The following is a 19381-nucleotide window of genomic DNA, read 5'->3' as shown; positions in this document are numbered from 1 at the left end:
TTTTTGTATATAGTTGTTTATTCGTAACGCAAAGCTTCGATAGGGTCGAGTCTGGCCGCTTTTCGTGCCGGATAGATCCCGAAAAAAAGACCTATACCGACGGAAAAGGAGAAGGAGACGATGATCGGTGAAGCCGTAATGACAGGTGTAAAACTGCCTGTCTGCTTGACGAGTTCCACGATGGCGATACCGATAAGGATCCCTAAAAGACCGCCGATGACGCCGATAATGATCGCTTCGATGAGAAACTGCATCATAATGGTGCGATACGTTGCACCTAAGGCCTTGCGAATGCCGATCTCCCGCGTGCGTTCCGTGACGGAAACCATCATTATATTCATGATACCGATCCCGCCGACAATGAGGGAAATAGCAGCTATGCTGCCGAGGAAAAGAGTCAGCATGGCTGTCGTGCTGGTCATTGTTTCCATCAGGCTCGTCAGATTTCGAACTGTGAAATCATCCTCTTTTGTGCCCGTAATATGATGCCGTTGGCGCAATAAGGTCTCCACCTGACTTTGTACTTCATCAATTTTATCGGGACTTGAAACTTGAATGTTGATAGAGCGGAGATAGGTGATGCCCATGAGCCGTTCCTGTGCCGTCGTCAAGGGGACGAGGACGACATCGTCCTGGTCGGAGCCCATGGAAGATTGTCCCTTTGCTTCAAGGACCCCGATGACCTTATAAGGCTGATTATTGATACGGATGTTCTTACCTACAGGATTTTCCGTGTCAAAGAGATTTGAGGCTACTGTTGAGCCGATGACGGCTACACGGTTGCGTGAATCCAAGTCGGATTGAGTAATAAAAGAGCCTGTTGTAACGTTTAGGGAACGGATATTCAAGTATTCCGGAGTTACTCCGTATACGGAGGTATTCCAGTTTTCGTTGCCGTTGACTATTTGATAGGAGTTGTTGACTGTCGGAGCTACATAGTCGATATTTTTGATCTTCTTTTTTATTGCTGTCGCATCATCATATTTCAGCTTTTTACCCGAACCGGCAGCTGTGCGGATGCCGCGGGAATTCGATGAACCGGGAGTAACGATAAGCATATTGCTGCCGAGGCTGGCAATCGAATCGGTGACCTCTTTCTTAACTCCCATGCCTATGGAAATCATGACGATGACGGCTCCGACGCCGATAATAATACCGAGCATTGTCAAAATAGATCGAAGTTTATTGGAAAAGAGAGCCGTTAAAGCGATGGCGATGCTTTCTCTAAACAACATCCATGACCACCCCTTTTCCGGCATCTTTCGTGATCACACCGTCACTCAACAGCAGCTGCCTGCCTGCACAAGCCGCAATTTCCGGTTCATGTGTAACCAGGATGACCGTTTTCTTGTCTCTATGCAATTCTTCGAAAATATTCATAATTTCTTTTGTCGACTTTGTGTCCAAATTGCCGGTCGGTTCGTCGGCCATGATGATGTGCGGCTCGTTGACGAGAGCCCTGGCGATGGCGACGCGTTGTCGTTGGCCGCCGGACAGTTCGTTCGGTTTGTGGTGAGACCATGTATCAAGACCGACGGCACGAAGCTTTTCCATCGCCCGCTCAGTCCGCTCTTTTTTGCTGATACCGGCGTATACCAGCGGGAGAGCTACGTTGTCAAGTGCGGATATGCGTCCGAGAAGATTGAAATTTTGAAAGACAAATCCTATACTTTTGTTTCGGGTAAATGCCAGCTCATCATCCGACAGGTTGGCAACTTCTTCCCCGTCCAGTTTGTATGATCCCGCAGTGGGGCGATCCAGGCAACCGAGAATATTCATCAACGTCGACTTGCCTGACCCGGACGGGCCCATGAGTGCTGCGAATTCTCCCTCCTTTATCTGTAAGGTAATACCTGCCAGAGCGGCGAAATCTTGCGAACCTATGCGGTAAGTTTTACGGATATCTTTTAAATCAATCATTATTTTATCCATCGTGTACTCCTTGTTTTACATCGGCGGCGGTCCCTGGTCATTGTTTGACGAAGATTTACCTGCCGACGTGTACGTGACGGATACTTTGTCTCCTTCGGACAATCCGCTGATTATTTCTACATACTCGTCGCTGTAAATACCTGTTGTAACATTTACGGCTTCCGTTGAGCCGTCGTCCTTAACGAGCAAGACGTAAGAGCCGTTGTTATTTGTCTTGAGTGCGGCAATGGGGATGACAAGGGCATTGTCTTTTTGAGAGGTATTGATGTCGACACGTGCCGTCATACCGAGGCGAAGATCATCGTTCGGATCGTCTACATCCAAGGTGACATAGTAATAGATAACACTTGCCGAAGATGACGATGAAGATGACGTCGTTTCGGAAGAATCCGTCGTATCCCATGTATTACCGGTGTCCGTTTGAGAAATTTTGGATACACGGGCCGTAAAGGTCTTGTTCGTATAGGTATCGACCGTAAAGACGGCATCCTGACCGACTTTGATTTTACCGATATCCGTTTCATCGATCTTGGCTACGATCTGTTTGGTTGCCGTGTCGGCAATGCGCATGATGACTGTCGGATTGCTGTTGCCCTGTACCGCCATTGTGCCGGGAGTCTTAGGTTCGCCTACGACGGTACCGCTCATGGGTGCGGTAATGACCGTTTCGGCAACATCCGACTCGGCTTCGCTTAAGTTGCTGATAGCCGTATCATAATTAAACTTTGCGTCGTCGTAATCCTGCTTGGAGCCGGCTCCGGTTTCGTAGAGATACTTGGCCCGTTCATATTTTAATTGTGCATTCGTTACCTTGAATTGAGCCTGATCTCTTTTGGCTTCGAAGTCCTTGCCGTCTAAAGTGGCGACCACTTCGCCTTTAGTGACGCTGTCATTTTCCTTGACCGTTACAGTACTGATACGGGCCGTGATCTTCGGCGATACTTCAACGGAGTTTACAGGGCTGATCGTACCCGTAGCTGATACGGTTGATTTTATATTCATCCTTGTGACGTCCGCCGTTTCAACGGCTTTCATATTTTGTGCCGTCACTGTATGTTGATAATAGAGATAGCCGCCTATTGCACAGACATGGATAAGAAAGACCACTATGAGGAGTTTACGTTTCTTTTTTAGCTTATTTACATCCAATTTCATTTCATCACCTGTAAGGGGAAGATAGATCCCGCATATAAAAGACTGATTAAAAAACTTGAACATTAGTATATCATAAGGAATGGCTCTGATTAAAGATTTTTCTGCACAGAACGGCAAATTTAGTTAACTTGTAATAATTCGGCAATAAAATATCCCTGTAACGGCTTCAGTGCAAAATAACTGCGGGAATATTTTAGTTGGGTAAGGAGTTCTTCTCATTTTCTTCTCCTGACCAATTTTGTAACATAATGTTTGACTGACCCATAAAAATATGTTTTCTCCGGGCGAAGTGTGCTACAATAAAACGGATATATTTATTATTGAAGCAACTCGGAGGCATGACATGAAACAATATATTACGGAACACCAGTCCCCTTATCTGGATTTGTGTGCAGAAGTATCGGAAATACTTTATGAAGGAAAGTCGGATTTTCAGGATATTGTCATTGCGGAAAGCAAAGAATACGGTCGCGTGCTCGTGTTGGACGGCGTGTTTCAGACGTCGGACAGAGACGAATTTACGTATCACGAAAATATTGCGCATATTCCTCTCTTCCTGCATCCACAGCCGAAGAATGTCCTCATTATCGGCGGCGGCGACGGCGGTACGGCAAGAGAAGCCGTGCGGCACCCGGAAGCGGAACACGTGACGATGGTCGATATTGACGGCAAGGTCATCGAGTTGTCCAAGCAATACTTTCCGCGCATTGCGTCGGCCATGTTGGAACAAAATCCGAAGTTGACCGTTAAAGTGGGCGACGGCATTGCTTTCATGAAAGAAGCGGAAAATCTGTATGATGTAGTCATTGTCGACTGCTCCGACCCCGTCGGCCCCGGCGAAGGGCTGTTTACGCGCGAATTTTATAAGGATACGTATAAAGCCTTGAAAGCAGACGGTATTTTCGTACAGCAGACGGAATCTCCTTTTATGCATCGTAAACTGGTGAAAGAAGTGTTCGACGCAGTAAGTGCTATTTTCCCCATTACGCGGCTGTACACGGCTTTTATTCCCCTCTACCCTACGGGGATGCACTGCTTTACGATGGGCTCCAAAAAATACGATCCCCTTACGTGGGAACCGAACAGAAAACGTATCTTCCCGACGCAGTACTATAATGAAGGCATTCAGAAGAGCGCTTTTGTATTGCCTAATTTCGTAAAAGAACTGTTGTACGGAGAAGCGGGTAAATAAAGCATACAGGCTTGACAGAGACTTTGTCTGCATGATAAGATGACTAGGTCATCGACTTTTTGATGACCTATATGGCGGGTATGGTGAAGCGGTCAACACGGCGGATTGTGGCTCCGTTATTCAAGGGTTCGATCCCCTTTACTCGCCCCACAGGGGTATAGCCAAGTGGTAAGGCACCGGACTTTGACTCCGCTATGCGCTGGTTCGAATCCAGCTACCCCTGCCAGCTATGATCCACTAGCTCAGTCGGTAGAGCACCTGACTTTTAATCAGGGTGTCCCGAGTTCGAGTCTCGGGTGGATCACCATAGACTGTAAATGCGAACTCCCAATCTGCACGGATTTCTGTGAGATTGGGAGTTCGCATTTGTAACCGAAAAACTCTCGTGTTTGGAAGAGCTCAATGGAAAAATGTCCATAATTCTTCTTTGCGTATATAGTTGGGAATACACATTTCCATCAGCTTTTCCGATAAGAGAGTCATCGTGCGGAAACACTCTTCTTTTGTATTATGCAGTGCCGGACGTTGTTTGCGGACTGACCAAGAATACCAATAGCGGGCCGATTTTTTGCCGGTTTTCGTGTGAATGCGCACATAGGAATTGAAACCGGCTATGGAAAGGTAACTGCTGTATCCGATTTCCACCTGTTCAACGGACGCTAAGGGAAAGGAAATCGTTGCGGTGTGAAAGAGCTGAAGGAGAGGAAACCGGTTCAAGGCCCATTTATTGAGTACCAAACGGCTGTCGACAACCATAAAAGGCCAGGAGTCTATTGCGGCATGGCCGGATAATTCCCGGTATTTTTGTAAAGAAATGAAAAGTACCGTAAAAAGAGAGCCGTAGAAAATGAGAAGTACCAAGAGAATCCAGTCGTTTTTCCAAGCCATGGAAGCAGTTCTCCTTTACAAAAAATGGCTTTATTGATATACTGAACAAGTAACTCATGCGGATGTAATTCAGTGGTAGAATACAAGCTTCCCAAGCTTGGTACGAGGGTTCGATCCCCTTCATCCGCTCCAGAACAAAAGGTTGCCATGACAAGATACCAAATCCGTCATGGCAACCTTTTTCAGAAATGTCTGCTTTCTTTCAACGCTTTATACTGCTGCAGCAAATCGGGAACGGTTTTGCTGCCGTAGAGGTAGTCGGGACAGGATTTCTTTGCTTTTTCGACGGCTGCCTTCAGATCGTAATAGACCTGCCATTTTGACTCGACCAGCTCTGTGCCGGTTTGCCGCAGCAGGAAGGCCGGATGATATGTGGGCATGACGGGAATATCTCCGTGCTCGAGCCACTTGCCGCGATTGCGCATAATGCTTGCAGCCTGTCCGTAAAAGTATTGAAAAGCCACCTTACCGAGACAGACGATAACCTTAGGATTTACAAGTTCAATCTCCCGCACCAGGTGAATGTTTGCGCAGTATCTGCCTTCTTCCAGTGTCGGCGTGCGGTTGTTACGGGGGCGGCATTTGACGATGTTCGTCACATATATGCGGTCCCGCGTCAGACCGACACTCCACAGCGCCTTATCCAATAGCTTTCCCGACGGCCCGACGAGCGGGACGCCGTATTCATCTTCCACACCGCCGGGCCCCTCACCGACGAACATAATGGGCGAATCTGCAGGCCCGGAGCTGCGCGTCGGGCCGCGATTTCCTTCGTGACGGAGCGGGCAGGAATCACAGCGCGTCAAGGTGTCAAGCCAATCTTGCCAAGAAGCTGTCATGGGCGGACACGTCCTTCCGTTAAAATAATATCTTCCATGACCAGATCCGCAAAGGCCGCCTCGGTCACGGCTTGTATGTCTTTGGGCTCAAGGAGCACCTGAATACCCCTTTGCCCGGCGCTGATACTGATGATATCGGTATTTATTGCACTTGCGTCTATATAAGTGGGAAAGAGTTTTTTCATACCTACGGGTGAGCAGCCGCCGCGGATGTATCCGGTCAAAGTCGGCAGCTCTTTGACATGAACGAGGCGCACATTTTTATTGCCGCTTACGTGGGCGGCTTTTTTCAAATCCAGTTCTTTATGCACGGGAATACAGAAGACGACAGGGCCGTTCTTGTTTCCTTCCCCGACGAGCGTTTTGAAAACACGGTCGGGATTGAGTCCGGTTGCGGCTGCGGCATGAAGACCGGATAAATCGTCTTCTGTATATTCATATGTTTTGACTGTATATTCGATGCCCGCTTTATCAAGTATACGCATAACATTGGTCTTTTTTATTTTTGACATGAGCCCGGCCCATCCTTTCAGTATGTCCTTACTATATCATAAATGGGGCGTGCCTGCCATGTCTTGTTGCATAGCCTGTCTTCCTTTCGTATAATAAAATTACTAATAATTTTTTACGTAGAGCAGGTGATATGATGAAAATAACAATCATTCAATTTGCCTCCCGCCTCGGCGACGTCGACTGCAACTACGCTGCTGCGGCCGAGCGGATGGAAGCGGCCGTACAGGCGGATAAACCCGATGTTGTCGTTTTGCCGGAAATGTGGAATACGGGTTTTTATCCGGACGATGTATTGCGTGCTGCCGATGAAGGCGGTGTACGGACGCAAGCGTTTTTATCCGCCTTTGCGGCGGCGCATGAGGTTAATATTGTCGGCGGATCCGTTGCCGTTCAGGAGAACGGGAAGGCATATAACCGTATGTATGTCTATAACCGCGGCGGCAGCCTTACGGCAACATATGACAAGGCCCATTTATTTTCTCCGGCCGGGGAAGATAAAAAATTCACGCCGGGCAACGCGCCCGGTCTTTTTTCCCTTGACGGCGTGAATATGGGTGCCGTTATCTGCTATGACCTGCGTTTTTGTGAATGGGTGCGCCTGACCGTTCTGGCGGGGGCTCAGGTTCTTTTTATACCGGCGTCGTGGCCGGCGGCGCGTATCGACCATTGGCATCTTTTGGGGCGGGCTCGAGCCGTTGAAAACCAGTGCTATGTCGTTATGGCTAACGCAGTTGACGACGTAAAGGGGAAAATCGGCGGCGGCGGTTCGGCCGTCTTCGGCCCGCTTGGTGAAACCTCGGCAAAGGGCGGCGACGCTGAAGATATTATAGAGGCGACAATAGAGCCCGTGGAAACGGGGCGAGTGCGGCAAAAAATCACGGTCTTTGCGGACAGGAGACCGGCTCTGTATGAAAAGGCTGCAGCAGGAAAGAACACAGTATAGGGGGATAGGCTCATGGGGCTTCAGGAAGCGCTTGCAGAAAAGATAGACAAAAATAAAGAAACGGCCTTTGCGCTCAATTACGCCATTGCCGCCGATCCGGAACTGTCCGGCGAGGAATATCGTGCCTGCGCGGCTTATGTGGAACTTTGTAAGAACTGCGGGTTCGCAGTGGAAGAGAAATTTACAGGGCAGGCGACGGCCTTTCGTGCCGCCGTGCGCAGAGCAAAAAAACCTGTCATGAAGGTGGCCGTACTCGCCGAATACGACGCACTTCCCGAAATCGGGCACGGCTGCGGACACTCGGCAAACGGCGCCATGAGTCTCCTTGCCTGCCTGGGTCTGAGTGAGCTCAGTGACCTGCCTGCAGATATCGACCTCATCGGCACTCCGGATGAAGAGCTGCGCGGCGGCAAGGTCCTCATGTGTCGGGCCGGCATTTTTAAAGACTATGATTTGGCACTGATGACTCACATATCGGCCAATGAGACGGAACCGAATGAGAATTTTCTCGCTCTCAGCTGTTACCGCGTCGTTTTTCACGGTCGGACGGCTCATGGCGCCAACGATCCCTGGAAGGGCCGAAACGCGTTGAACGGGGCCATGCTCGCCCTGCACGGCATGGACATGCTGCGCCAGCACATTCGGCCGGAAGCGCGCATAGGTGCGTATATCGTCGACGGCGGTACGGCATCAAATATCGTGCCTGACAGAGCGGAGCTTGAATGTACACTTCGCTACACGTCGCGGCCTTATTTAGATGAACTCGTAGGCAAAGTCATGAACTGTATCAAAGGGGCGGCTATTGCAACGGATACGACATATGACGTCATCTCCATGGGCCTGGATTATGATGAAATGCTTTGGAATGAAGCGGCTGCGGGCCTTGCGGAAGAAGTATTGCAGGAACTCGCCGTGCCTTATACGGTAAGCCGCCGCGCCGGCGGCAGCTCCGATATCGGCAATGTGAGTCACGAATGCCCGACACTGCATATTCGCCTTGCCGGAGGGAATACGTATTACCCCGGCCATTCGCGGGAAATCGCGGCGATGGTACAAGATAAGACAATTGAGCCGGTCATTATGCGCGGTGCCGAAATTATGGGCAATGTCGTCTTGAAATTGGCGGCTGACGCGGACCTGCGTCGTGCTGTCGCCGACGAATTCGCCAAAGAACGGAACAAAGAATAAGTATCGCTCCTTTGTTGTAAATCCAATGGACGAATACTCTTCTAAGACGTATACTCCGACCATAGAGATGATAAACTGTTTCATTACGGAATTAATTTTTGCGTAAGGAGTGAAGTCTTATGACGGATAAAGCACGTGTATTTGATGTAGATGTAAAAAAATGTGAAGAAATAGTTCGCATCAAAATGGACTATGTAGCAGGGCGCCTGTCCTTTGACGAAGCACGGCGGGAACTGAAATCCAAATTTGACTATGTAACGCCTGAGGAATTTGCATACGGCGAACAGAAGCTGAAAGAAGAAGGCATGGCGGACGAAGAAATGCATGACCGCATGAATGACATTATCCGCCTCTTTGACGGTATTTTGCGGCAGCCGGCCTTGGAAGCGCTTCCTGAAGGACACCCCGTTCGCACGTTCATGGCGGAAAACGCAGTCATGGAAAAGATTGTCGGCCATATGAAAGCGCTCCTCGCCAAAGACAAATTTATTAAAAATGAGTGGCTTGAAGTGTACGATAAGCTTCTCTTGTACCAACGCCACTTTGCGCGCAAGCACAATCAGCTTTTCCCCTTCCTTGAACAGAAGGGGTTTGACAGGCCGACGGCTATTATGTGGAGCTTTGACGATGCCGTGCGCAATGTTATAGGCAAGGGTAAAAAGCTTCTCGATAAGGATGACGAAAAAGCGTTTCGTGAATTGCAGCCCGAAGTTATCGAAAAAATAGAAGATATTATGCTCAAAGAACGGACCATTCTTTATCCGACGTCGCTGAAGCTTCTGACGGAACAGGAGTTTCGTCAAATGCGTATCGGTGAAGAAGAAATCGGCTTTGCCAATATAGACGAGCCGCAGGGGTTCCTTCCGGAAACAAAGCAGGATGAAGCCGTACCTGCAAAGGTTATGGCAGAAGGGCCGACGGAGGGCTTTGCGGACGAGTTCAATGCGCTCCTGCAAAAGTATAAGATCGGCAAGACGGCTGAAGAAATACTGGATGTTGCCAACGGCAGGCTTACGCTGGAACAAATTAACCTTATTTACAGGCATTTACCTATGGATCTGACCTTTACAGATGAAAATGATATCGTCAAATTTTACACGGACACAAAGGAACGTGTCTTTGACCGCAGTGCGGGGATCATCGGCAGACTTTTGCAGAACTGTCATCCTCGCGAAGTATGGCCCATCGTTAATCGCGTTGTATCATCCCTGCGCTCCGGCGAAAAAGACAAAGTTCAATTTACATTAAAGAAAAAAGGAAGAATAGTCCATATCGAATATATCGGTGTCCATGATGAAGCAGGCAATTTCCGCGGCGTATTGGAAACTATGCAAGATGTGACGCCCTTTGCGAAAGACGGTGAAAGCATCGCTGCAGAACAACGCAAAGAAGCGGCATCGCCTGTAACGACACCGACCGCCGCGGCACCTGCGGAAACGAAACCGTCCGCCGGTGTCGATGATTTGACGACCTCTATCACGATGGCAGGGTTGTTTGACAAGTACCCTTATTTGAAGGATTTCTTTGTTGAGCTTTCACCGGTTTATCAGAAATTGAAAAATCCCGTTATCTTCGCCGCTATGGGCAGATTGGCGGATCTCGGCATGGCGGCACGTCGCGGCGGCTTTGAACCGGATGAGCTGTTGGAGAAAGTAAAGGCGGAAATAAGAAAACACGAAAAGAAATAGTGTAGTGACACAAAATGATGCCGTATCTTGGTGATGCGGCTCTTTTTGTTTTTCAACACAATCAGGACAGGTAAATTTATATATTTTGTCAATAAATGAGATTGCATTTTAAAATTATGGACATAGAAAATAAAGAAGACTATAATGTAGGCGGAAGAAGGGGGGACTTTATATGGATAAAGATTCAACGGCAAAAACTGCAGGTAAGTCACGCGGCCTCGGCGTGTTCACACTGGCCGTCATGAATGTTGCCGCCGTCGTCAGCCTGCGGGGGCTGCCGAGTGAAGCCGGTTACGGGCTCGGCTCTATCTTTTACTATCTTTTTGCGGCTGTTGTTTTTCTTATTCCCGTCGCTTTGATTTCGGCGGAGCTGGCGGCCGCCTTTCCGCAAAAAGGAGGAGTTTACCGATGGGTCGGTGAAGCTCTCGGACCTGAAGCGGGGTTTGTAGCCATTTGGCTGCAATGGATTCAAAACACTATTTGGTTTCCGACGGTCCTCACCTTTGCTGCCGTCTCCATCGCTTATATCGGTGCCGATCCGGCGGCGACGGAAGTACCTTTGGCCAATAACAGAATTTATGTGGCCGCCGCCTGCTTTGTCATTTATTGGTGTGCCACATTTATAAATCTGCGCGGCCTTTCTGCAAGCGCAAAGATCAGTAAGTACGGCGGTTTGGTCGGCACGATCATTCCGGCAGCTTTTTTGATTTTTTTCGGTATCCTGTGGCTTGCAGGCGGGCAGCCTTTGGCGATGGATACGTCTGCCCTCACATTTGTACCGGACTTGTCGCAGCTGAATAATCTTGTTTTGGCGTCGAGTATATTTCTCTTTTTTGCCGGCATGGAGCTTTCAGCCGTCCATGTTATGGAAATAGATGACCCGCAGCGCAATTATCCGCGTGCTATCTTTGCGGCGGCGATCCTGACGGTCTGCATTTTCGTCTTCGGAACCCTTGCCATCGCCTTTGTCTTGCCGGCACAGTCTATTAATCTCACGCAGGGACTGCTCGTCGCCTTCGACAAGTATTTGACTGCTTACGGATTGACCGCACTGACGCCCCTGGTGGCTCTCATGTTGGTCATCGGTGTCCTTGCCGGTGTATCCACGTGGATCGGCGGACCGAGCAAGGGACTTTTGGCAGTAGGTCATCACGGCTTTTTACCGCCTTTTTTACAAAAGACAAATGACCGGGGCGTGCAGATAAACATTCTCCTTGTTCAAGGCGGAATCGTGACGGTTTTAATTTTGCTCTTTACGTTTATGCCGTCCGTCCAGGCCGTATATCAAATTCTGGGACAACTCACGGCAATTCTCTATTTGAGCATGTATTTTCTCCTCTTTTTATCGGGAATGAAATTGCGTCATATGTATCCGGAGCTGAAGCGTCCTTTTACTGTTCCCGGAGGTAAGTACGGGATCTATTTCTGGGGACTCGTCGGCTGCATCGGAGCTGCCATGGCTTTTGTGCTGGGCTTTTTACCGCCTGCACAGATTAAAGTCGGCAGTACTGCTATCTGGTACAGTGTCCTCTTCTGCGGGTACGTCCTCTTTGTCGGATTACCGCTCATTATTTACGCCTGCCGCAGGCCGTCCTGGGTTATGGAACGGCAGGGTGAAGAACTGGCGCCTTTTCTGCGGGACCCGGAGCAGAAGAAAGAGTAGAGGAGATGTACTGATTAGTATTATATAGTTATGTATTGTATTGAAGAGAGAAGGCTTTTATGATGGGAGTATATGCAATGAATAAAGATTCAAAATACGAAAGTATATTCAGCAGCCGCGACAGCGACGTGGAATTGCCGAAGTATAAAATGCCTGAAAAGGAAAGTGCGCCGCGAGTTATTAAGGAACTCATTCGAGACGAACTTTTCTTAGACGGCAATGCACGGCAGAACCTGGCGACTTTCTGCCAGACGTATTTGAGTGACGAAGTGCATGAACTGATGGATATTTCCATCAGTAAGAATATGATCGATAAGGACGAGTATCCGCAGACCGCTGAAATCGAAGAACGGTGCGTCAGCATGGTGGCTCAATTATGGAATGCTCCTGACAGGAGCCGCAGCGTCGGTACGTCCACAGTAGGTTCGTCGGAAGCATGCATGCTCGGCGGTTTGGCTATGTATCGCCGCTGGCGAGCTAAGAGAAAGGCCGCAGGCAAAGACGTAAGCCGGCCCAATATCGTTACAGGCCCGGTTCAGGTATGTTGGCATAAATTTGCCGCTTACTGGGATATAGAGCTGCGTGAAGTGCCTATGGAAAGGGACGCCTTTTATATGACGCCTGAAAATATGGTGAAGTACATTGATGAAAATACAATCGGCGTCGTCGCAACTTTCGGTCTGACTTTTACAGGTAAATACGAACCGATAAAAGCTCTGTCGGATGCTCTTGATGCATATGAAAAGAAAACGGGCATATCTGTCGATCTTCATGTGGACGCCGCGTCAGGCGGTTTTTTGGCTCCCTTCTGCGCACCGCATATCCTTTGGGATTTTCGTCTGCCTCGCGTTAAGTCCATCAGCGCGTCAGGTCATAAGTTCGGCCTGGCACCTCTCGGCTGCGGTTGGGTCTTATGGCGTGATGCGGCGGATCTGCCGGAGGATTTGATATTCCATGTCAATTACTTGGGAGGCAACATGTCCGTTTTTCAGCTTAATTTCTCCCGCCCTGCCGGGCAAATTATTGCGCAGTACTACCTGTTTCTGCGTTTGGGCCGGGAAGGGTATAAAAAAATTCATATGAATTGCTACAAGACGGCATCCTATTTGGCAAAAGAACTGGAAAAGACGGGTCTTTTTGAAGTCGTCTATGACGGCAATCCGGAAGAGGGAATTCCGGCCGTTACATGGAAGCTGAGGGATAACGCGAAAATCAACTTTACGTTATATGATTTGGCCGATCGTCTGCGCGCCAGAGGGTGGCAGGTACCGGCATATTCCCTGCCGGCACGGGCGGAGGATACGGTTGTGCAGCGGGCACTCATTCGCCACGGCGTAAGCCGTGATTTGGTATCTTTATTAATGCAGGATATGAATCGGTGCATCGACTACTTTAAGACGCATGAAATCGTGTCGCATGTGACACCTGAGGAAGGAACGGCATTTGCTCACTAAAAAATTAAACAATAAATAATTTCAGCACAGAAAAGCGAGTATATTCATATACACTCGCTTTTTTTGTGCTGAAACGGGAAAATAACTATATTGGTCAGTATTTATAATTGACATATACCTTTCCATTTTATAAGATTATATACGTAAATGAAAAATAAAATCAAAATAAGGAGGTCTTATGAGTAAGGTAATCAAAATTATTTTATGCCTCATTGTCGTCTGCTTTCTCGGTGCCGTCGCCTGGATAGGTTTGCGCGACAACGGCATGACGACGGCAGCCATGCGGGACGTGACGGACAGCACGGGAACGAAGATTTCCATTCCGGTTCACCCGCAGCGAGTCGTTTTTTTGAACGCATCCAACCTGGATATGTACTATGCTGTCGGCGGTACGGCCGTGGGCAAGCCGACATCCCAATCTATTGCACCGGACTTGAAGGAAAAAGTGGCCGACGTGCCGGAAGTAGGTATTATTCATAATCCCAATGTTGAAACCATCCTTTCTTTAAAGCCGGATTTGGTTATCGGCGTCAATGTTCCCTTCCATACAGGTATTCGCGATACACTGGCTAAAGCGGGTATTCCCTTGTACATCAACAATCTGAACACGTATGAAGATGTACTCAATACGCTGACCTTCTTCGGCGAGCTTACGGGTAAGGAAGATATGGCAAAAGCTGAAAAGGAGCGGATTGAAGAGCAGTACAAAGACGTCGTTGCCAAGACGAAGGGCAAGACGCCGCCGCGGGCACTCATCGTCTTCGGCGCACCCGGCAGCTTCAGCATGGCGACGAGCAAGTCCTTCAGCGGCGATTTGGCAAAGCAATTGGGAGCGGTCAATATTGCCGACGGTACTGTATCCGTTGAGGACAGTTTTGTGCCGCTCAGCATGGAATATATTGTCAAGCAAGATCCGCAGGCCGTTCTCTTTATCAGTATGATGCCCAATCCGGCTATTGTCGATTCGTTTAAGAAAGACCTCGCTGAAAATCCCTTGTGGCAAGATGTAACCGCCGTCAAAAACGGCCGTATCTATTACCTGTCGGGTGATCTCTTTTCCGTAAATCCGGGCACGCGCATTGCCAAAGCCATGGATATTCTCTATCACGATTTGTATGAAGACGGGAGCAATGAATAATGCACGAAGATAAAAGGCTGACGCGCCGGTATTTAACGCTCCTGGTCGGCGTCGGACTGCTTGCCGTCACACTTTTCGGCGGCATTGCAGCCGGCGCCGTGCCTATTACGCTGCACGAAGTGGCCGATGTGTTGTGCGGCCTGACGACGGCGGAAAACTATCGGATTATTTATTACATTCGTCTGCCCCGCGTTTTTTGTGCCGCCCTGACGGGGACGAACCTTGCCTTGGCCGGCTGTATCCTGCAGGGGATTTTGCGCAATCCCCTGGCCGATCCCGGTATTATCGGCGTAACGGCCGGTGCCGGTCTTGCGGCCATGGCGCTGATGCTCATTACACCGGAATTGACATACTTCGTTCCCTTTGCAGCCTTTGGCGGCGCCGTTCTCGCATCGCTTATAGTTTTCATGCTCGCCTGGGAACACGGCATTCATCCGCTGCGTCTTATCTTGGCGGGCGTTGCCATTGCGGCCTTCTTCGGCGGCGGCACGGCAGCCCTGTCGGTCTTCTTTTCTGACAAAATCCAGGGCACGGTCAGTTGGATGGCCGGCGGTTTTGCAGGCGACAGTTGGCGTCATGTGCTCATGATTCTGCCGTACAGCTGCGTCGGCATCATTGCCGCACTGTGCAGTTACCGCAAGTTGAATGCACTGCAGCTCGGTGACGACGTGGCTGCTTCTCTCGGCATCAAGGTGGAGCGGACACGCTTTTTTCTGCTTACCCTGGCCGCTCTTCTCGCCGCCTCGGCGGTCAGCGTTGCGGGCCTTCTCGGGTTTGTCGGTCTTATTGTACCTCATATTATGCGCCTTATCGTCGGCTCGGACTTTGAATTTCTCCTGCCCGCGTCGGCCATCTTCGGTGCGGCTCTCGTCGTTTTTGCGGACATGACGGCACGCACCGTGTTCAGTCCCGTCGAAGTTCCCGTCGGTATTTTTCTCTCCTTTTTGGGAGCGCCCTTCTTTTTATACTTGTTGAAGAGGAGGATGCATACATGAACGATACTTTGGAAATCAGAGACGGTCTTTTACAATACGGCAAACGCGTTGTTGCCGAGCACATGAATGCTTCTTTCATGAAGCCGGAAATCGTTTCTATCATAGGTCCGAACGGGTCGGGCAAGTCGACGCTTTTAAAGGCTCTGGGCCGCTTATTGCCGCCGCGTCGGGGCGCCGTTTATCTGAACGGACGGGACATGCGGGACATGCCTTCCTCCGCCATTGCGAGGCGGATATCCGTCCTGCCCCAGTCGGCGCAGGCACCCGGCGACATGACGGCGCGGGATTTGGCTACGTGCGGGCGCATCCCTTACGGTTCGGCTTTTTCACGCCTTACGAGAGACGACGAACGGGCTGTTGATGAAGCCATCGCCGCCACCGGGTTGACGGAGTTGCAGGAGCGGCGTATCGGTGCCTTGTCCGGCGGAGAACGGCAGCGGGCGTGGCTTGCCATGGCGCTGGCTCAGGAGCCGAAGATCCTCCTGCTTGACGAGCCGACGACATTTCTCGACATACATTATCAGCTGGAGTTGATGGAACTCATTACACGTCTTCATACGCAGACGGGGATTACGATTATTATGGTCATGCATGATTTAAACTACGCCGCCCGCTTCAGTCAGCGCCTCATTGCCGTAAAAAACGGGTGCGTCGTGGCGGACGGTCCGGTCGGCGAGGTTTTTCGTCAAGACGTACTGGAGCGGTTATACGATGTCAACGTGTGCGTGACGGAAATACAGCAGGGAAACAGAGTGCAACCGATTTGCATGCCTTATTTACGTGAACATATATAGAAAGGGGAAATATACATGAAAAGAACACAGCGGCTTGCCGTCTTTGCCGCATTGACGGCGACGCTTATGGGAAATGTGGCGGCAGCAGCCGATAATGAAGGCAACAGGCTCGATACGGGGGAAATCCTCGTCACGGCTTCGCGTACGGAAGAAACGCTGAAGGCGGAGCCGCAGGCGGCGGAAGTTATTACGGCCAAGGATATCAGACGGATGGGGGCCGATGACGTGTTGACCGCGCTGGCTTTGGCCAATAATTTAAATCTGTCCAAGGCGGGAATGACGGGAACGTCCGTGCAGATCCGGGGCATGAGTACAAATCATACGCTTATTCTTGTAGACGGCAAACGCTATTCCGGTGAAGATGCAAGTAATACGACGAACGTCTACGCCCTGCAGCGCCTGAACGTGAGTGATATTGATCGGATTGAAATCGTTCGCGGTCCGTCGAGTTCTCTTTACGGATCCGATGCGATGGGCGGCGTTATCAATATTATTACGAAGGTGCCGAAAGAGGCGGGCGGCAGAGTCGGCGTGTCGACGGGCACGCTGCATACGTCGGAATACTTCAACTTCGACTTCGGCAAGCATGGCAGATGGACTACAAGCATTGACGGCCGTTTGGAAAGAAGACGTCCTTATAATCGCTATACCTATACGGAGACGATCAGTCCTATGACACATGCCGTAAGCTCCATAACGGACGGTTATACGCGTTCTATGTACGGTATGAGAAAGCTCTTCCATCTGGCGTCGCAATATGATTTTGAAAATGCCAATAAGAACAAGCTGCGCTTTGACATCGATTACGGCAAAGAAAACTTCCGCTCCGATTTTCCCGATACGCGGTCGCGTATTTTTACAGGTACATTTCCGCCGGTGGCATGGAGGTTTACCAATAAAAACAAGAAAGAATGGTATGATAATGAACAGCGCGGGTTCAGTGTAGAATACTCGGGAAAGACCAAGCGGAATGAATATAAAGTACGCTCGTATTATAATGAACTGAAGAAATATTCCCATCTCTTTAATGAACGGGTATTGCCTGCCGGCTCCGTCATAACTCCGATGGGACCGATAAATTATAATCTGCAATATCCGAAAGAGGATATGGATTCGGCTAAATACAGCACGTGGGTAACGGAAGCGCAAAATACGATGTACATCGGCGACAAGCATAATTTGACTTTCGGCGGCGAATACAGAACCGTAAAATATACCGGTACCCGCTTGGGCGATTCCGCTTCTGGCATGTCGAAGGATAAAAAATCGCACCACATCGATTCATATGCCGCATATATTCAGGACCAGTGGCAGGTAAACGATAAGCTTTACCTCATTCCGTCCCTGCGCTTCGAGCACAACAGCCAGTTCGGATCGGAAGTGACGCCTAAGGTCGGCCTGACGTATAATTTCAACCCTCATTGGCGGTTTAAAGCGAACTGGGGATACGGTTACAAGGCGCCGACGATCAGTGAACTCTACATGCGTATGCACCGCGCTATGGGTGTGACGACCGTAAATATTTACGGTAATCCCGATTTGGATCCGGAAAAATCGCGCAGCTTTGATTTCGGTGTGGAAGGCAATAAAGGGGACTGGTTCGGCAAGGTCACCTATTTTAACAACAAAGTCTCCAATTTGATCACGACGGAACGGATCCCCGGCTCCACAGGAGTGCAATATCACTATGTCAATATAGATGACGCGCAGATCAATGGTGTCGAAGCTGAAGTGGGCAGGCATTTCGGCAAGCGTTGGACTGTGAAGCTGACACACAATTGGCTGGATGCGACCGACAAGCACAGTCACGAACGGCTGAACGGACGCGCCAGAGCGACGACGACGGCACAACTCATTTACGACGACAACAATAAGCAAACCGGCTTCAGCGCCATTCTTTGGGATCAGTTCGCGCAGGATTACCGGTATGACGGGGATGATTACACCTATAATACGGTTAATTTCTCTTTTAACAAGCAGCTGAATGAAGCTTTCTCCATATATGGCGGTGTCGACAATATTTTTAATAAGAAAGTGGACGACCTGTACGTGGACGGCAGAATGTGGCGCGTCGGCGCAGAATGGAAATGGTAATGGACCGGCTGATTCGACTGGCGGTGAGTATCGGCGTGTTTTTATGTATCGGCAGTAATGTCTTTGCCGTCGCGGGGCCGATTCCGCCCATAGTGGAGTCGGCTGCGTTGAAAAACGTATCGGTTGATGACATTACTGCGGCTTGCGATCGTCAGGGCGGCGTCGTTTTTTTCGGCGAACTTCACGACAGTACACAGGCGCATGCGGCGGAGCTTGCCTTGCTCGAGTCGCTGTATCGGCGGTACGGTGAGCGTACCGTCCTTTCAATGGAAATGTTTGAACGCGATACGCAAGATACAGTGAACGATTTTTTGAGCGGACGCACGGATGAAACGGCCTTTCTTGTCAAATCCCGGCCGTGGCCCAACTATGAATCCGCCTACAGGCCGCTGATTATGTTTGCCAAGGAGAAGGGAATTCCCGTAGTGGCTGCCAATATACCGCGGCGCATGGCTGCCGCGTATGCACACGGCACGGCTCTTGACGGCTTGGATGCGGCTGATAAGCTGTATTTGCCGCGAATCCACAGAGAGGGTTCGGCGGCGTACAGAGAAAAGTTCACTATGACCATGAAGGGCATGACTGCCGGTGCCATGGTCGTTCCGGAAGAACGGATAGAACCCATGTTTCGCGCCCAGTGCTTGAAGGACGATGCGATGGCCGAAAGTATAAGCGATTATGCGGCAGCCCATAAAGATGCTCTCATTTTTCATGTTCAAGGTGCTTTTCACAGCGAAGAGGGGCTCGGTGTTCCTGAAAAACTGCGGGTCTTACGACCGCAACTGAAAACAATCATTGTCGACTCTATTGAATACAAAGCCGATGACGGTGACATCGTTTCCTTTGCGGAAGAACATCGGCAAGATGGTGACTATTTGGTATTTGTCTCGCGGGACAAGTAAGGT

The 19381-nt window shown here is 49.8% G+C and carries 17 protein-coding genes and 4 tRNA genes; 15 read left to right on the top strand and 6 right to left on the bottom strand.

Going from position 1 to position 19381, the window contains the following annotated elements; translation table 11 throughout:
• Positions 1-17: 17 nt before the first annotated feature.
• Genes BQ2674_RS06380 through BQ2674_RS06370 form a run of 3 tightly spaced genes read right to left on the bottom strand, consistent with a single transcriptional unit; the run spans position 18 to position 3087 of the window.
• Positions 18-1235, bottom strand: a complete 1218-nt coding sequence (locus BQ2674_RS06380) for an ABC transporter permease (protein ID WP_075572973.1) — start codon at positions 1233-1235, stop codon at positions 18-20.
• Positions 1225-1932, bottom strand: coding sequence for an ABC transporter ATP-binding protein (locus BQ2674_RS06375; protein WP_075572972.1), 708 nt, complete (start codon positions 1930-1932; stop codon positions 1225-1227). Before BQ2674_RS06375 ends, BQ2674_RS06380 begins: the two co-directional genes overlap by 11 nt.
• Before the next feature lie 15 nt (positions 1933-1947).
• Complete coding sequence (locus BQ2674_RS06370; RefSeq protein ID WP_075572971.1) at positions 1948-3087, bottom strand: efflux RND transporter periplasmic adaptor subunit; 1140 nt, start codon at positions 3085-3087, stop codon at positions 1948-1950.
• 343 nt (positions 3088-3430) lie between these two features.
• Here BQ2674_RS06370 and speE point away from each other — a divergent pair, with 343 nt between their 5' ends.
• From speE to BQ2674_RS06350, 4 genes are all read left to right on the top strand, one after another.
• Positions 3431-4279, top strand: coding sequence for a polyamine aminopropyltransferase (speE, locus tag BQ2674_RS06365; protein ID WP_075572970.1), 849 nt, complete (start codon positions 3431-3433; stop codon positions 4277-4279).
• Positions 4280-4353: 74 nt separating this feature from the next.
• Positions 4354-4429 (top strand) — tRNA-His (locus tag BQ2674_RS06360).
• A gap of 1 nt (position 4430) precedes the next feature.
• Positions 4431-4505: transfer RNA gene (locus tag BQ2674_RS06355), tRNA-Gln, on the top strand.
• 5 nt (positions 4506-4510) lie between these two features.
• Positions 4511-4586 (top strand) — tRNA-Lys (locus BQ2674_RS06350).
• 92 nt (positions 4587-4678) lie between these two features.
• On the opposite strand, the gene BQ2674_RS06345 is transcribed toward BQ2674_RS06350, so the two are convergent.
• The gene (locus tag BQ2674_RS06345; protein WP_075572969.1) at positions 4679-5167 is read right to left on the bottom strand and encodes a hypothetical protein; all 489 of its coding nucleotides are present in this window, start codon (positions 5165-5167) and stop codon (positions 4679-4681) included.
• Between the two features lie 58 nt (positions 5168-5225).
• Here BQ2674_RS06345 and BQ2674_RS06340 point away from each other — a divergent pair.
• Positions 5226-5299, top strand: a tRNA-Gly gene (locus tag BQ2674_RS06340).
• 50 nt (positions 5300-5349) lie between these two features.
• On the opposite strand, the gene BQ2674_RS06335 is transcribed toward BQ2674_RS06340, so the two are convergent.
• Positions 5350-6006 (bottom strand): uracil-DNA glycosylase, encoded by a 657-nt coding sequence (locus BQ2674_RS06335; protein ID WP_075572968.1) that lies wholly within the window; start codon positions 6004-6006, stop codon positions 5350-5352.
• Entirely contained in the window at positions 6003-6518 is a 516-nt protein-coding gene (gene ybaK, locus BQ2674_RS06330) for a Cys-tRNA(Pro) deacylase (protein ID WP_075572967.1), read from the bottom strand. The genes BQ2674_RS06335 and ybaK overlap by 4 nt, the downstream gene beginning before the upstream one ends.
• A gap of 131 nt (positions 6519-6649) precedes the next feature.
• On the opposite strand from ybaK, the gene BQ2674_RS06325 reads away from it, so the two are divergent.
• The 10 genes from BQ2674_RS06325 (at position 6650) to BQ2674_RS06280 (ending at position 19378) form a co-directional block, all read left to right on the top strand.
• Positions 6650-7462: a carbon-nitrogen family hydrolase gene (locus BQ2674_RS06325; RefSeq protein WP_205407615.1), complete on the top strand. Its 813-nt coding sequence runs from the start codon at positions 6650-6652 to the stop codon at positions 7460-7462.
• A gap of 12 nt (positions 7463-7474) precedes the next feature.
• Positions 7475-8650, top strand: a complete 1176-nt coding sequence (locus BQ2674_RS06320) for an amidohydrolase (protein WP_075572965.1) — start codon at positions 7475-7477, stop codon at positions 8648-8650.
• Between the two features lie 119 nt (positions 8651-8769).
• A complete protein-coding gene (locus BQ2674_RS06315; protein WP_075572964.1) occupies positions 8770-10338 on the top strand; it encodes a PAS domain-containing protein in 1569 nt (522 codons plus the stop codon).
• A 172-nt stretch (positions 10339-10510) separates the two neighbouring features.
• The gene (gadC, locus tag BQ2674_RS06310; RefSeq protein WP_075572963.1) at positions 10511-12001 is read left to right on the top strand and encodes a putative glutamine/gamma-aminobutyrate antiporter GadC; all 1491 of its coding nucleotides are present in this window, start codon (positions 10511-10513) and stop codon (positions 11999-12001) included.
• A 77-nt stretch (positions 12002-12078) separates the two neighbouring features.
• Positions 12079-13455: a glutamate decarboxylase gene (locus BQ2674_RS06305; RefSeq protein ID WP_075573378.1), complete on the top strand. Its 1377-nt coding sequence runs from the start codon at positions 12079-12081 to the stop codon at positions 13453-13455.
• Between the two features lie 178 nt (positions 13456-13633).
• Positions 13634-14593: an ABC transporter substrate-binding protein gene (locus BQ2674_RS06300; protein WP_075572962.1), complete on the top strand. Its 960-nt coding sequence runs from the start codon at positions 13634-13636 to the stop codon at positions 14591-14593.
• Positions 14593-15588, top strand: coding sequence for a FecCD family ABC transporter permease (locus tag BQ2674_RS06295; protein WP_075572961.1), 996 nt, complete (start codon positions 14593-14595; stop codon positions 15586-15588). The genes BQ2674_RS06300 and BQ2674_RS06295 overlap by 1 nt, the downstream gene beginning before the upstream one ends.
• Complete coding sequence (locus BQ2674_RS06290) at positions 15585-16382, top strand: ABC transporter ATP-binding protein (RefSeq protein ID WP_075572960.1); 798 nt, start codon at positions 15585-15587, stop codon at positions 16380-16382. Before BQ2674_RS06295 ends, BQ2674_RS06290 begins: the two co-directional genes overlap by 4 nt.
• A 15-nt stretch (positions 16383-16397) precedes the next feature.
• Positions 16398-18476: a TonB-dependent receptor plug domain-containing protein gene (locus BQ2674_RS06285; protein ID WP_083222313.1), complete on the top strand. Its 2079-nt coding sequence runs from the start codon at positions 16398-16400 to the stop codon at positions 18474-18476.
• A complete protein-coding gene (locus BQ2674_RS06280) occupies positions 18464-19378 on the top strand; it encodes a ChaN family lipoprotein (RefSeq protein WP_083222312.1) in 915 nt (304 codons plus the stop codon). The genes BQ2674_RS06285 and BQ2674_RS06280 overlap by 13 nt, the downstream gene beginning before the upstream one ends.
• Positions 19379-19381 lie beyond the last annotated feature (3 nt).

This window comes from Megasphaera coli (assembly GCF_900095855.1).
Taxonomy (GTDB): Bacteria; Bacillota; Negativicutes; order Veillonellales; family Megasphaeraceae; genus Megasphaera; species Megasphaera massiliensis_A.
This window is presented reverse-complemented; position numbering and strand designations above follow the sequence as displayed.